Below are 13,882 nucleotides of genomic sequence, written 5' to 3'. Positions count from 1 at the left end.
GTTCCTGGTCCTCAGGCCACGCCGGGCCCGGCGCGGTATGCCTCCGGTGCCGTCGTCGGCCTTTCACCGGGTGTAAGCGACTTCCGGGAAGTCGGGGGAGGGGCCGTCGAGCAGTCGCCCCCGGTCGCGAAGGTGGAGGTCGAAGAAGGCCCGGGGGTAGGCGCGTTGGAATGCCTGTGCCCGGTGCCGGGGAATTGTCCCGACCTCTCCTTCCAGGTCATGCGGGGACATGCCCAGGAGAGGGGCGATCAGCGGGAGGATCAGGGCGTCGTCGCCGAACGTCTGGTGCGCGGCTCCCTGCACGGTGAGGCAGAGCCGCCAGCCGCGCAGATGCGACCAGAACGCGCGCAGGGCGGGATTGTTCTCCATGCCGCCCTTGCCCGGGGTGTCCACGACCAGGAACGGGCGGTCGAGCCCGGCGTCCACCACGGGGCCCGCCGCGCCTCCGTCCAGGCTTGCTCCCGCCGTGATCCGCCCGTCGGTGAGCATCGAGGCAGCGGTGGTGGCTCCGCCCAGGGAGTGACCGAGCATCCCGACGCGTCGCAGATCGAGCGCTCCGGGCAGGCCCGTGGGCAGCGGGGTGCGGCAGACACCGGGGTGCCCGCCCGACCGGAGCACGGCGACCCGGTCGAGGACGAACCGGATGTCGGCGCTCCGGACCAGGAGGGCCTTGGCGTAGTCGCTGATCCCGCCCGCCGGATTCATCTCGACCCGGCCACCGGGAAACTCGACCACCGCCGCGTCGTAGGTGTGGTCGACAGTGACCACGAGATAGCCGTGGCTGGCGAGGTCTTCCACGATGCCGGTGCCGAAGGAGCGTGACGCGTTCGCGCCGGGGGAATAGAGCACGACGGGCAGAGGGCCCGGCGGACCGCCAACGGGAGCGCCCTCGTGCGCGTGGGCGCATCCCAGCCGCACCCGGCCGGGAGGCAGACCGAGGAAGCTCAGATACCGGTCGGCCGCCGCCGGCGGCATCCAGGGGACGGCGGGACGGACCGGCCCGCTGCGGGCGGGGTACCACATACTGATCATCAACTCGCGGCAGGGGCGGGAGGGCACCCAAGGGTCCGGCCGTGTGGTGTCGGCCAGGTGGAACGAGACTGCGCCCAGCGGGTACGGGCCGCTCGGGGCGGGCAGTTGGAACCGCACGGGTTCCTCCCGCCGCGTTCGCGCGACAGCCGCCGACGCGAGCGGGCCCGGGATCGCGGCGGCGGTGACGAGCCCGGCGCACGAGGTCAGAAGTGTTCTCCGGTTCATGCACTCCACTGTTCCGGCCGATGGACCCGGCGGCTTCGTCCCCGGGCAGGAACCCGGTATCAGCCCAGGAGGGTAGAACGGGCATCCGCCGCGCGGATGACTCAGCCCCTGAGATGACGTCCTGCGGGCTGAGCGACCCCGGATCCCGGCATGGGTAGCGTGACTGTCATGGACGATGGGGAGTCACGGCCGCTGGTGACCGGACGTCTGCGGAAGAGGCAGTGGCACGGTGTGGACACCGTCGCGGCCGTGCTCCTCGCCCTGGCGTTCGGCGCGAGCGAGACGCGGGGCGGCTGGGACGCGGCGGCCGTGGCAGCGGTCGTCTGGCTGCCGGTCGCGGTGCGGCGCCGGTGGCCCGTTCCGGTGCTGTACACGGTCCTGGCCGGAGCGGTCTGCGCCCTGGCGTTCACCGGCCGGGAGGAATCCTGGATCCCCATCGGAGTCGCCCTGTACACGGTGGCGGCGCAGGAATCGCAGCGCCGCTCCGCGACGGCACTCGGCTGCTCCCTGGGCGCCGTCGCCGCGGCCATGATCCTGTTGCCACGACCGGTCCCGGCGCACGAGGTCGCGTCCGGCGTCGCCTTCGCGTCGCTGCTGATGACCCTGCCGTGGCTGGTCGGCACCGCGCTGAGGGAGCAGCGGTCGTACGCGGAACTCTCCGCCCGGCAGGCCGTGGCGGACGAGCGCCTGCGGATCGCCCGGGAACTCCACGACGTGGTGGCCCACCATCTGACCGTCATCACGGTACGGGCGGAGATAGCCCGCGCGGTGACCTCCGCCAGCCCACAGGAGGCCGAACGGACCCTCGCGCTGGTCGGGGCCGCGGGGCGGACAGCGCTCACCGAGATGCGACGCATGCTCGGCGTCTTGCGAACCCCCTGGGACGGCGCCGAGTTGGGGACCTCACCCGGCCTGGCGGACCTGGCCGCGCTCGCGGGCGACGCGGGCCCGCGAGTGGAGCTGTCCGTCGACCCTGATCCGCCGCTCCCCCCGGGTGTGGAACTGACCGTCTACCGGATCGTTCAGGAAGCCCTCACCAATGTGGTCAAGCACGCGGGATCGGCCAACTGCCGGGTGACGCTGACCCGGACGAGCCCCGCAACCGTCGAGATCGAGATCGTCAACGACGCGCCGCCCCGGCCCACCGGACGCCGGACCGGCGGGCACGGACTGATCGGGATGCGGGAACGGACGGTCATGTGCGGCGGGGTCTTCTCCGCCGGCCCCCTGGAGACGGGCGGCTTCCGGGTGCACGCGCGGCTGTCCTGCGGACCGGAGACAGTGCGGTGAACCGGCCGGTCCGGGTCCTTCTCGCGGATGACCAGGCACTGTTGCGGACGGGCTTCCGGCTGCTCATCGAGAGCGCGCCCGACCTCACCGTGGCGGGCGAAGCCGTCAATGGCGACCAGGCCATCGATCTCGCGCTGCGACTGCGGCCCGACGTCGTGCTGATGGACATCCGGATGCCGGGCACGGACGGCCTGGAGGCCACCCGGCGCATCTGCGCACACCCGGATACCGCCGGCACCCGCGTGCTGGTGCTGACCACGTTCGATCTGGACGAGTACGTGTACGCGGCGCTCCGCGGCGGAGCCAGCGGATTCCTCCTGAAGGACATCCTCCCCGCCGATCTGCTGACCGCACTACGGGTGGTCGCCTCCGGCGACGCCCTGCTCGCGCCCACGGTCACCCGCCGTCTCATCAGCGAGTTCGCCGGACGCCACGAGCCACGCCCCCGGCTCGCCCAGGAATTGTCGGGCGTGACCCCAAGAGAGCGGGAAGTGCTCCGCCTGGTTGCCCGCGGCCTGCCCAACCGTGTGATCGCCGAACATCTCGGGCTGAGCATCGCGACCGTCAAGACGCATGTGAGGCGGCTGCTGGCCAAACTCCACGCCCATGACCGGGCCCAGTTGGTCGTCATCGCCTATGAAACAGGCCTCGTCTCCGCCACAGGCGGCAACGCCCCGTCCGCCGACTGACACCCCGCCCCCATGGACGTATGCCGCCGCCCCGGACGCAGGCGTGCCTCAGCGTCGCGGGCGAGAACTACCAACTGCCTTTGGTCCAGAGCGGCGAACCGCTCCCGGGCCTCCGTCCCGGCGGCCTGCTGCAGCAGCTCCCCGGCATGTGGAAACTGCCGGTCGAGAAGGTTCCCCACACTTCATGGATCTCCACTGTCCGCAGCGGGCGGGGCCGAAGCGTCCGAACGCCCCAGGACATCCGGGTCCAGGTGATCGCATACAGCCTGGACATCCCGGGCCGTGACCAGAGCGAACGGCGTCGGCCGACGAACGGCCGCCCTCTACGGCGAACGGTGGGGGAGAGAACACGCCCGCCGAGCTGAAGACCACCCAGATCGGCACCGCGGCGTCATGCCGAGCAAGAGCCCCGACCTGGTGTTCCAGCTACGCACTCCTGGTGCTCTACACCGGCCCGAGAACCCTGATGCACTGAGCAGCGCTGAACCGTGGTGAACCACTGGATCCGGATCAGCCCTCCCTCTCCGCAGCCCTGCAGGCAGGTGAGCCAGCAGGATGAGACACGCACCCGCGTTTTCACCGCAACCGATCCCACAGGGCTCGTCGGTCACACTGTTCGCAGGTGCCCCGGCCATCCCCCGTCGGCACGCCCTGACAAGGAGCCCTCAGGCCGTACCCTGAGGGTTCCTTCCTGTCTGTTACGGCGCCGTCCGCTGAGTCCTGCCGCAGTGGTGGGGTCGGCGCGGACGGCTACCTGCGGATCGGGGCCGCAACGCTCGGCTGGGAATCATGCGCTTGTGATCCCGCGCGCGGCCTAGACCCCCAGGCCGCGCGGCCGGAGTCACGATGATCCGGCTAACCGGCTGCCTCGACGCGTGCGAGCGCGCCGACGTCATCGTCATCCAGCCCTCCGCCGAAGGCCGGCGGGCGCCCGGTCTGGCTCGGGCACGTCAATAACCCGGCGCCGCCGTGGACATCGCTGCCTGATCAAAGACAGCGGCCCGGCCTCGCCGAGGCGCCTGTCGTCCTTGGCATCTATACGTTCAGCTCGTCCCGACCCGTCCACCACGAACGTGAAGTCTGACGAGCTGTCCTGCGGGTGCTGTCGCGTTGACTGAGCGGGTGGGATGATCTTCGGGTTGATCATGGTGGAGGGGGAGTCGTCCGGGGGGTGCGCGTCGCCGTCGTGCAGGGGTCACCGGTACCCGGTCGAGGTGATCTCCCACTGCGTGTGGCTGTACTTCCGGTTCCCGCTCGGTTTCCGTGAGGTCGAGGAGCTGATGCTCGAGCGCGGCGTGATCGTCTCCTACGAGACCATCCGCCGCTGGTGCCTGAAGTCCGGTCAGCACTAGGCCAATTCGCTGCGCCGCCGCCGGCCCCGGCCTGGTGACAAGTGGCACCTGGACGAGGTCTTCGTCAAGATCAACGGCGAGCAGAAGTACCTCTGGCGGGCTGCCGACCAGGACGGCACGGTGCTGGACATCCTCGTACAGAACCGGCGGGACAAGACCGCGGCCAGGCGATTCTTCCGTCGTCCGGTGAAGACGACCCGTACCGTGCCGCGGGTGGTCGTCACGGACAGGCTCCGCTCCTACGGCGCCGCTCACCGCGAGGTCATGCCCCCGGTCGAGCACCGCTCGCACAAAGGGGCTGAACAACCGGGCGGAGAACAGCCACCAGCCCACCCGCCAGCGCGAACGTGCGATGAAAAGCTTCCGCTCCGCCGGCGGGGCGCAGCGGAACCCGTCCGCGTTCAGCGGCATCTCACCCCACTCCCGGCCCCGCCGCCACCTGACGACCGCCCCCGACTACCGCACCGAGACGCAGCACAGCTCCACCACCCGGGAGCAGGCCACCGGCACCGCCGGTCTGTCCACCACGGCCTGAGCACAGGCCCCGAACCAGGCCCCACCATGCCCCGACACACCATCAGACACCCACACACCCAACAACGTGACAGCGCCCCGCTGCCTACGTGTGTGCTCGAATTTCTCCGACTGGAGAAAACTGGGGAACGGCGATACGCTCGCCACCATCGGGCCGGACCGTACCGTCGGGACGACGCGGCCGACCCGTCCGAGTGGAGGCCGCCCCGAGGGGGAAGGCGGGCGAGGAGGTGGAACCGACACGGGGGCGGGAGTACCGGGCGGCGCCTGTGGGGCGGGGCGACCCGATCGTGGTGCCCACCGGCCGGCCACCGTTCGGTACAGGCGCGGGAACCGGAAACGCCACCGGTCGTATGCGTGGCGCGTGCGCTTTTTTTCCGTCGTGCGTAATTCGTCGACATGCGCGGATAATGGTATTGATGGGCCGAAATTCGGTCTGCGGCATCGCGGATTTGAACGAGCCCATTTCCAGGACGGCGCGTATTCCACACGGACTTCGTTTCGCCGTCCAACCTCGGTAATGCGCGATGTCGCCCGCTCGAACATTCGGGGATTCCACGCCGATACGCCCCCGGTGTACTCGTTCGGCGGGAACGGGAAGTAATCTTTATCCGCCCGCCGACCCGCCGACCCGCGCGGCGCGTGAGCGACCGCTACCCGTCGTCCCGCAGTCGCGCGATCAGTTGTGTCCGGGAACGGACTCCCGCCTTCTCGAAGACGTGCTGCACGTGCGTCTTGACGGTGGTCACGCTGATGAACAGCGCGGCGCCGATCTCGGCGTTCGCGGCGCCCTCGCAGACCAGGCGGACCACATCGCGCTCGCGAGGGGTGAGCCCCCACGCGGCGACTGGCGGCCCGGTCTCGACGGGGCAGTGGCTGGCTTGGAACGTGTGCTCCAGGAATGCGTGGGCCTTGCCGAGAAAGCCCAGTTCGGAGTGGGTGAACCCGCCCAGCTCCGTAGTCCGCAGCAGGGACAGGCCGCCCACGATCCGCGCGCCGCTGTAAAGGTAGAGCTCTGTCTCGTGGCGGAACCCGAGCGGGGCCATGAAGCGCCGGTAGTACTCGCCGCGCTCGTACCGCTCCGGCAGGTCGCGCATGGTCACCAGGGGTCGGCGGGGGCCGACGAAGCGCCGCGGGTGGAACGGGTCGAGGTGGTGGTAGTGCGCGGTGTAGCTCCGGTTCTCGACGGGCCGAATCCGGTGGAACGCGTGATCGACGGCGTTCAGTTGCGCGTCGACGGAGTAGAAGACGATTCCGGAGCAGTTCACCATGTTCGCCAGGAACGTCATTGCCTCAGTCTTGAAGCTCCAGGGGTCTTCGTTTTCGGGAAGAAGTCGCATCGTTGTCGCCACAACCTCGAAGCGGATTTGCGTGATTCTAGCAGGAATCCAGGAAAGCGAAACAGGCGCGATCTCATACATTGGAATGATGTTCGGGGTCGAGGGACTGGCATACCTTCGCCTCGGTGATCGGGAATACCGGTCGCAGCGGAGGAAGGGAATGCCCGAGGCAATGACTGGGACCACGGCCGAGCCGGCCACAGAGCCAACGACCAGGACGATCATCACCGGCGGACGCGTACACACCCTAAACCCGGCCTCCCCCGAAGCCGAGGCCGTCGTGCTGGAGCACGGCCGGGTACTTGCTGCGGGGCCGGACGACGACATGCTCAGCCTCGCGGGTCCGGCCGCGCACCGGATCGAAGCGGAGGGCGCCTGGGTGGTGCCCGGCCTGATCGACACTCACCCGCACGTGCTGCACTTCGGGGCGCTCGCGGGCGGCCTGGTCGACCTGACCGACGCCGTCGACCACGCCGACATCGTCGAGCGGATCCGGGCCAGGGCCGCCACCACGCCGGCCGGCGGCTGGATCATGTGCACCCCGGTCGGCGAGCCGCACTACTTCATCCGCCGTTCCGAACGGGATCTCGCGGAGCGACGACTGCCCGACCGCCACACGCTGGATCGGGCCACCGCCGACCACCCGGTGCTGATCCAGGCGTGGGCGCCCAAGATGCCCGCCGTGGTGGCGTTCAACAGCGCCGGACTGCGCGCCGTTGGGCTGGCCAGCTTCCTGCCGGACCGGGTCTGCGACGTCGAGATCGACAAGGACGAGCGCGGCGACCCGACCGGCATCCTGCGCGGCCCGGTCACCAACTACTACACGTACGACCCGTTCTGGGGCCAGATCCTGATGAAGCTGCCCGGTTTGGACCCCGCCGACGCGGTTCAGGGCACGATCGACGAGATGGCCCGCTTCACGGCCAAGGGCGTGACCGCGCTCTACGAGGCACACGCAATGGAGCCCGAGCACATCGACGTCTATCGCCGGCTGCGGGCCGCAGACGCGCTTACGGCCCGAGTGCTGGCGACCTGGGACATGGAATCGGCCATCTTCTATCCGTTCGATCCGCTGAGCCTCGACGCGTTCACCGAGCGCCTGCACCGCCTCGGCGCCCACTGCGTCGACCTCGACGACGACCTGCTGCGGTTCAACGGCCTCACCCTCAGCCCCGGCGGCCCGTGCTTCTCCGGTCACTTCGCGACCCACGAGCCGTACACGAACCCCTTCGGCCGGCCGGCGCACGGTACCCGCTTCATCACCCTCGACAAGGAGGAGGCGTTCGTCCGCCACTGCGCCGAGCACGGCATCCGCGCGAACGTGTGTCTGGGGGCCTTCCGCGAGCACGACGAGTTCCTGGAGATTGCCGAACGCGTAGTGCGCGAGCACGACTTCCGGGACCGGCGCTGGATCCTTCAGCACGCCATGACCATCACCCCGGCCCAGGTGCGGCGCTATCGTGCCCTCGGCTTCCAGGTCACCACGTCGGTCGGCTTCGCGTGGGGCAAGGGCACGATGTACGGCGAGCGGATCGGCACCCACGTGTGGCGTGACCTGGCGCCACTCAGGCGGCTCCTGGACGCCGGCCTCGACCTCGCAGGGGGTACCGACTGGGGGCCGAAGAACCCCTGGGAACAGATCAAGCTCGCCCAGACGCACGAGTTCGCGGGCAGTGACCACCGCAACGACGGGCCGGATCAAGTACTCACCCGCGCCGAGGCGTTCGCGATGTGGACCACCGGTGCGGCCGAGGTGCTCGGCTGGTCGGACATCGGCGCACTGGTCCCCGGCCACCACGCCGACATCGCGATCGTCGACCGCGATCCGCTGCGCTGCGACATGGACGATCTCGCGGGCACGACGGTGCTGCGCACGCTGCTTGGTGGGCGAACCGTACACGACACCGGTGACCTGCGGACCGTTGGCGACGAGCCGGAATCGACGGGAGCGTGACCATGGACGAGAGCCTGAACCACGACAGGGGCGTGCCCGGGTCCCCGGCAACGAGCACGCGCCAACGGGTGCTCACCCGGCTCGACCTGCTGCGCGGCGAGATGCTGGACACCCTCACCGCCGCGGTCCAGATCCCCAGCATCACCCCGACCTACCCCGGTGAGATCTACGCCGACCTGGTCGGCGCCGAGGGGGAGGTCTCGCGCCTGCTGGCCGAGGTCTACGCCGAAGCAGGCGCCGAGACCGACGTCTTCGCCGTTGAACCCGGCCGCGACAACGCGGTGGGTGTGATCCGCGGTACCGGGGGCGGGCGTTCGCTGATCTTCAACGGACACGTCGATGTGGTCCCGCCCGGGGACGCGTCCGGCTGGCGCTCGGGCGACCCGTTCGACGGTGTCGTCGAGGACGGCTGGATCCGCGGTCGCGGCACCGTCGACATGAAGAGCGGCCTGGTCGCGCAGGCGTTCGCGGCCCGCGCGCTGCATGAGGCCGGGGTGCGCCTGCGCGGTGACCTGATCCTCCAGGCAGTCGTAGGCGAGGAGAACCTGGAGAACCACCTCGGCACCTCCGCGGTGCTCGACCGCGGCTACACCGCAGACGGGGCCATCGTCTCCGAACCGACCGGCGGGGCTTGGCCGTTGTCCGTCATGGCCGCGACCCCCGGCCTGCTGGTGATGCGGATCGAGGTGGCCGGCAAGAGCTCCCACTCGTCGATGCGCGGGCGGATGTTGTGCCGACCCAGCACGACCGAGGCGGTCGCGGCCAGCGCGATCGACCGCGGATTCGTGATCTACCAGGCGCTGCGCCGGCTGGAGAGCGACTGGGCGGTGACCAAGTTCGATCCGCTCTTCGAACCGGGACACTTCACCCTCGCGCCCGGCGTCGTGGACGGCGGCGCGCGCCACTCGCGCAGTGGGGCGTTCATCCCCGACTCGATGAGCATGGTGTACGCGGTGTTCCACCCGCCGGGGGAGGACCAGGCGGTCGTGCGCAAGGAGATCGAGGGCCACATCGCGCACGTCGCCGCCACCGATCCCTGGCTGCGCGCGCATCCGCCGGTGGTGGAATGGCCGTTGCGGTATCCGGGTTCGCGGGTCGACGCGACCCATCCGCTCTGCGCCGTGGTCACCGACGCCCGTGAACTCGCCGCCGTCGACACACCATTGGCGGGCCGCCCGCCGGTGGCGGCGTTTCCCTCCGCGGCCGACTCCACGTGGCTGTGCGCCGCCGGGGTCCCCGCGGTCGGCCTCGGGCCGGGCGAACTCGCGATGGCGCACGCGTACGACGAGCGCTGTGCGGTGGACGAGATCGTCTGCGCCGCACGCGCGTACGCGTTGGCCGCGATGGACTGGTGCGGATCATGAGCGAGCCGGTCGCACCGTACCTGACCGTCGGCCTGTCGACGGTGGTCCGCAGCATCACCTCGCGCGCCCAGATCGCGCACAACCTCGACATCGTCGAGGAGGCCGTGCACGCCGCGGTGTCCGTCGTCGGCATCAACATGCCGGTCAAGCTGATCGCTCTGGCCGAGGGCGCGTTGACCGGATTCGCGGACGAGATCCTCGACATCCCGCACGTCACCGCGGCCCGCGACCTGTTCGTCAACATCCCCGGTCCGGAGACCGAGCGACTGGCCGCGCTGGCCCGGCACTACGACACCTACATCGTCGCGCAGTGCAAGGCGCGCTGGCCGGAGATCCTGCCCGACCGGTTCTTCAACACTCTGTTCGTCATCTCCCCGGCGGGCGAGATCGTGCACCGCGCGGCGAAGAACCACGTATGGTGCCGCGAACGCTCCTGCACACCGCACGACGTGTACGACCGGTGGGTGGAACTCTTCGGCGACGGCATCGACGCGTTCTACCCGGTGCTGCGCACCGACGACATCGGCAACCTCGGCACGATCTGCTGTAGTGACGGCGAATACCCGGAGGCGGTGCGGGCGTTGGCCCTCCAGGGCGCCGAGGTGGTGTACCGCCCCAGCGAGGCGGTGCCAATGACCCAGGCCGGTCCCGACCCCGGAGGCACCTGGCTACTGCAGAACCGGGCGCACGCCCACTTCAACAGTCTGTACCTGGTCTGTCCGAACGCCGGACCGGTCTATCCGACGCCCGACTCCCGCCACCCGTACGACATCGCGGGCGGCAACGCGCACGTCGTCGACTTCCACGGGGCGGTGCTCGGGCACACCGTCTCCGGGTACAACTCCTTCGTGTCCGGGATCGTCGACATCGAGGCGTTGCGGCAGTTCCGGACGATGAATCTCAACAGCAACTGGCTCAAGGACCTGCGCACCGAGGTCTTCCGGCGGATGTACGACGAGCCGATCCATCCGGCCAACCTGTGGCTGACGGACGAACCGGTCCGGCACGCCGAGGCGGACAAGATCTACCGCGCAAACATCCGGCGGCTGGTGGAGCGGGGCGCGTACACGCCACCGGCGCACACGTTTCCCGGCGCCCGCTACATCGCGCCGCCGGATCCCGGTCCGACCAGGTAGCGCTCGATCGCCGGGCGCAGCCGGGTGCGCTCGAAGTCAGGCTCGGGAGCGGCCAGTTGCTCCAGGATGAGCCCGTTGAGCAGGGTCAGCAGGTGCGCGGCGTCGCCTTCGGGGTCGTCGGCCCCCGCGGCGGCCAGTTCGACCGCGAACGCCCGGCGCTGCGCGTCGCCCCACGCGTCGAGGGCGGGGCGCAGGTGCGGGCGCCGGGCGACCTCCAGGAACAGTTCGTAGCGGGCGATGCACGCGTCCCGGTCGTCGTCGACGGCGCCGGCCAGGTAGTGCGCCAGGCGGGCGGCGTGGGCGTGCGGTGTGGCGTCGGGCGTGGGGGACAGGCGGTTCTGCACCTCGACGATCTGACGCGCGGCCAGTCGGCGCAGGGCCTCGTCGAGGAGCCGGTCGCGGGTGCCGAAGTAGTACCGGGCCGACCCGTGGGTGGTGCCCGCCTCCTCGGCGACCGCCCGGTGCGTCACGGCGCGGGCGCCCTCGCGGGCGAGCAGGCGTACGGTGGCGTCGAGCAGGGCTTCGCGACGGGCGGCGCCGCGGGCCAGGCGCGGCTCACGGACGGGGTTGGGCATGGCCTCACTGTACGCGGGGCGCCCGGCGGGGGCCGCGACGGGTGGGAGACCACGAGACGCCGCTCACCGCCACCCCTGCTCGCGCACCGCCGCCCCCGACCTCCGGGCCTCGCCCGGCCCGCGCCCGGTCCGCACGAGGCATGCGGCGGCGGAGGCCCGGTGAGGGCGCTGTCACGTTGTTGGGCGTGTGAGTGTCTGATGGGGCGTCGGGGTGTGGTGGGCTTGCGTTTCGAGTCTGGGGTCAGGCCGTGGTGGGCCGGTTTGCAGCGCCGGTGATCTGGTACCAGATGGCGAAGCGGGTGGTCATCTCGGTGCGGTAGTGGGCGGCGGTCGTCAGGTGGCGGCGGGGCCGGAAGTGGGGTGAGATGCCGCTGAACGCGGACGGGTTCCGCTGCGCCCCGCCGGCGGAGCGGAAGCCTTTCATCGCACGTTCGCGCTGGCGGGTGGGCTGGTGGCTGTTCTCCGCCCGGTTGTTCAGCCCCTTTGTGCGAGCGGTGCTCGACCGGGGGCATGACCTCGCGGTGAGCGGCGCCGTAGGAGCGGAGCCTGTCCGTGACGACCACCCGCGGCACGGTACGGGTCGTCTTCACCGGACGACGGAAGAATCGCCTGGCCGCGGTCTTGTCCCGCCGGTTCTGTACGAGGATGTCCAGCACCGTGCCGTCCTGGTCGGCAGCCCGCCAGAGGTACTTCTGCTCGCCGTTGATCTTGACGAAGACCTCGTCCAGGTGCCACTTGTCACCAGGCCGGGGCCGGCGGCGGCGCAGCGAATTGGCCTAGTGCTGCCCGGACTTCAGGCACCAGCGGCGGATGGTCTCGTAGGAGACGATCACGCCGCGCTCGAGCATCAGCTCCTCGACCTCACGGAAACCGAGCGGGAACCGGAAGTACAGCCACACGCAGTGGGAGATCACCTCGACCGGGTACCGGTGACCCCTGCACGACGGCGACGCGCACCCCCCGGACGACTCCCCCTCCACCATGATCAACCCGAAGATCATCCCACCCGCTCAGTCAACGCGACAGCACCCGCCAGCGGGCTCTACGCGGGCATCGCACTGGCGGGTGCCATCGGCGGCGGCACGGTCAACGCCTTCGGCGGTACCGGTGTCCTGGCGGTCGCTTCCATCGCCGGCGTGATCACTATCGCGGTGATGGCGCTGTCCGTACGCCGCTATCCTTCCTCGCGGCACACGGCTGAAGGCGACACCGTCCCCGAGAAGGCCGTGACGCCGTGAGTCCACAGCCGGTGAGCTGTTGGTCCTGATCGTGGCGGTTCGGCCCGGTGGGCACGTCGAAGAAAGCGACCTCTGACGATCAAGGTCTCGGACACCGCGGCCAACGTGGGACGCCTCGTTCTCGTGAAGGCGACAGGAACGAGGCGTTCCGGGGCTGAGGAGTTACGGGAGACGGCTCGCGGACCGCTGGGCACAGTCGTAGAGGATGACCTCTCGGGCCAGTGCCACACGACTGGTCACGTTGAGCTTGGTGAAGTTGCTGAGGACATGCGTCCCCACGGTGTGGACCGAAACAACAAGGAGATCCGCTATCTCCTTGTTGGCCATTGCCTCTGAGACCAGCCGGGCCACGGCCATCTCGGTCCGGGGCAGGGCCATACCCGCTCAGCCGCGTCCCAGAGCTCCCCGCGACGTTCAGCGCATGCTCCACATCGAGCAGCGGCGCGCCCTGGGGCGCCTCTTCGCAGCCCGGCGCGTGCAGCACACCCCGGGCCCCGGGTCCTGCCCGTCGCGGACCTTGCCAGCACCCAGCCTGAAGGCCGACCTGGCGGTAGCCGACGTCGACCCATACTCCCCGGATGACGGTGGTGGATGTTTTGACGCTCCGGGCGTCGATCACGCACGCGGAAGGCTCGCTGTCCCGCCCCTCCTTCTCGCGCAGAAGCCGCCTGAGCAGGCCGTTGAGCTGGGGGAACACGCGCCCTCGTCGGCCCATTTGGCGAAGTAGCCGTAGACCGTGTTCCAGTGCGGGAAGCCGTGCGTGAGGTAGCGCAACTCGACCCCGCTGCGGTCCACGTACAAGATCGCGTCGATTATGTCGCGCAGGTCGTGGTCGGGCGGCCGGTCGAAGTCCAGGGCTCTCCCGCGGAGCTCGAAGCGCCAGGCCTCAAGAACCGGCTCGATCAACTCCCAACGGGCATCGTCCCGGGCGATGAGGGCTCGGCAGCCGTCCCGTTTCGGTTCTGCGGCGGCGCCGCGGGGCAACGTCGGGTTGTTGACCGGCTCGGCGAGCATCGGCTCGGGCAGCGTCCACTCCATGGCCGACAGCTTTCCGGCCGTCCTCTGTTCGTGGGGCCGGGCTCGCTGGACGGCCGGCCCGGAAGATGTCGGAGGTCCGCACGCTCGTGGCGAAGCGGTTGCACGGCACGGTCAC

General features: G+C 70.1%; 10 protein-coding genes and 3 pseudogenes. 7 read left to right on the top strand and 6 right to left on the bottom strand.

What is annotated here, in order from left to right; translation table 11 throughout:
- Positions 1-63: 63 nt before the first annotated feature.
- Entirely contained in the window at positions 64-1,257 is a 1,194-nt protein-coding gene (locus OG413_RS31210; RefSeq protein ID WP_266811456.1) for a lipase, read from the bottom strand.
- Positions 1,258-1,425: 168 nt separating this feature from the next.
- Between OG413_RS31210 and OG413_RS31205 the strand changes: the two genes are divergently transcribed.
- From OG413_RS31205 to OG413_RS31195, 3 genes and pseudogenes are all read left to right on the top strand, one after another.
- A complete protein-coding gene (locus OG413_RS31205; RefSeq protein WP_266811454.1) occupies positions 1,426-2,547 on the top strand; it encodes a sensor histidine kinase in 1,122 nt (373 codons plus the stop codon).
- Positions 2,544-3,236, top strand: a complete 693-nt coding sequence (locus tag OG413_RS31200) for a response regulator transcription factor (protein ID WP_266811453.1) — start codon at positions 2,544-2,546, stop codon at positions 3,234-3,236. The genes OG413_RS31205 and OG413_RS31200 overlap by 4 nt, the downstream gene beginning before the upstream one ends.
- Before the next feature lie 1,145 nt (positions 3,237-4,381).
- Positions 4,382-5,123 (top strand): annotated as a pseudogene (locus OG413_RS31195) (IS6 family transposase).
- A gap of 652 nt (positions 5,124-5,775) precedes the next feature.
- Here OG413_RS31195 and OG413_RS31190 read toward each other — a convergent pair.
- Positions 5,776-6,411, bottom strand: coding sequence for a helix-turn-helix transcriptional regulator (locus tag OG413_RS31190; protein WP_266811452.1), 636 nt, complete (start codon positions 6,409-6,411; stop codon positions 5,776-5,778).
- A 223-nt stretch (positions 6,412-6,634) separates the two neighbouring features.
- Between OG413_RS31190 and OG413_RS31185 the strand changes: the two genes are divergently transcribed.
- Genes OG413_RS31185 through OG413_RS31175 form a run of 3 tightly spaced genes read left to right on the top strand, consistent with a single transcriptional unit; the run spans position 6,635 to position 10,916 of the window.
- Entirely contained in the window at positions 6,635-8,416 is a 1,782-nt protein-coding gene (locus OG413_RS31185) for an amidohydrolase (RefSeq protein WP_266811450.1), read from the top strand.
- Between the two features lie 2 nt (positions 8,417-8,418).
- Positions 8,419-9,780 (top strand): ArgE/DapE family deacylase, encoded by a 1,362-nt coding sequence (locus tag OG413_RS31180; protein WP_266811449.1) that lies wholly within the window; start codon positions 8,419-8,421, stop codon positions 9,778-9,780.
- Positions 9,777-10,916 carry a nitrilase-related carbon-nitrogen hydrolase gene (locus OG413_RS31175; protein ID WP_266811447.1) on the top strand — a complete coding sequence of 380 codons (1,140 nt, stop codon included), beginning with the start codon at positions 9,777-9,779 and terminating at the stop codon, positions 10,914-10,916. Before OG413_RS31180 ends, OG413_RS31175 begins: the two co-directional genes overlap by 4 nt.
- Here OG413_RS31175 and OG413_RS31170 read toward each other — a convergent pair.
- Together OG413_RS31170 and OG413_RS31165 are read right to left on the bottom strand one after the other, a co-directional pair.
- A complete protein-coding gene (locus tag OG413_RS31170; RefSeq protein ID WP_266811446.1) occupies positions 10,880-11,491 on the bottom strand; it encodes a TetR/AcrR family transcriptional regulator in 612 nt (203 codons plus the stop codon). The two genes, OG413_RS31175 and OG413_RS31170, sit on opposite strands and share 37 nt — an antisense overlap.
- Before the next feature lie 241 nt (positions 11,492-11,732).
- Positions 11,733-12,474, bottom strand: a pseudogene (locus OG413_RS31165) (IS6 family transposase).
- On the opposite strand from OG413_RS31165, the gene OG413_RS31160 reads away from it, so the two are divergent.
- Positions 12,421-12,729 carry a hypothetical protein gene (locus OG413_RS31160; protein ID WP_266813324.1) on the top strand — a complete coding sequence of 103 codons (309 nt, stop codon included), beginning with the start codon at positions 12,421-12,423 and terminating at the stop codon, positions 12,727-12,729. The pseudogene OG413_RS31165 and the gene OG413_RS31160 sit on opposite strands and share 54 nt — an antisense overlap.
- 162 nt (positions 12,730-12,891) lie before the next feature.
- Here the strand turns inward: OG413_RS31160 and OG413_RS31155 are convergent, their stop codons facing one another.
- Both OG413_RS31155 and OG413_RS31150 read right to left on the bottom strand, forming a co-directional pair.
- Positions 12,892-13,107, bottom strand: coding sequence for a helix-turn-helix transcriptional regulator (locus OG413_RS31155; protein WP_266811445.1), 216 nt, complete (start codon positions 13,105-13,107; stop codon positions 12,892-12,894).
- A gap of 202 nt (positions 13,108-13,309) precedes the next feature.
- Positions 13,310-13,767: pseudogene (locus tag OG413_RS31150) on the bottom strand (transposase); the annotation flags it as partial.
- Between the last annotated feature and the right edge of the window lie 115 nt (positions 13,768-13,882).

The sequence above is a fragment of the Streptomyces sp. NBC_01433 genome (genome assembly GCF_026340105.1).
Classification (GTDB): Bacteria; Actinomycetota; Actinomycetes; order Streptomycetales; family Streptomycetaceae; genus Streptomyces.
The sequence above is the reverse complement of the archived record's forward strand: the minus strand, read 5'-3'. Positions and strand labels throughout refer to the sequence as shown.

Excerpts from the sequence above, each read along its gene's own strand:
- OG413_RS31210 (WP_266811456.1), bottom strand. The coding sequence starts at position 1,257 with ATGAACCGGAGAACACTTCTGACCTCGTGCGCCGGGCTCGTCACCGCC.
- OG413_RS31205 (WP_266811454.1), top strand. The coding sequence starts at position 1,426 with ATGGACGATGGGGAGTCACGGCCGCTGGTGACCGGACGTCTGCGGAAG.
- OG413_RS31190 (WP_266811452.1), bottom strand. The coding sequence starts at position 6,411 with ATGACGTTCCTGGCGAACATGGTGAACTGCTCCGGAATCGTCTTCTAC.
- OG413_RS31185 (WP_266811450.1), top strand. The coding sequence starts at position 6,635 with ATGACTGGGACCACGGCCGAGCCGGCCACAGAGCCAACGACCAGGACG.
- OG413_RS31180 (WP_266811449.1), top strand. The coding sequence starts at position 8,419 with ATGGACGAGAGCCTGAACCACGACAGGGGCGTGCCCGGGTCCCCGGCA.
- OG413_RS31175 (WP_266811447.1), top strand. The coding sequence starts at position 9,777 with ATGAGCGAGCCGGTCGCACCGTACCTGACCGTCGGCCTGTCGACGGTG.
- OG413_RS31170 (WP_266811446.1), bottom strand. The coding sequence starts at position 11,491 with ATGCCCAACCCCGTCCGTGAGCCGCGCCTGGCCCGCGGCGCCGCCCGT.
- OG413_RS31155 (WP_266811445.1), bottom strand. The coding sequence starts at position 13,107 with ATGGCCCTGCCCCGGACCGAGATGGCCGTGGCCCGGCTGGTCTCAGAG.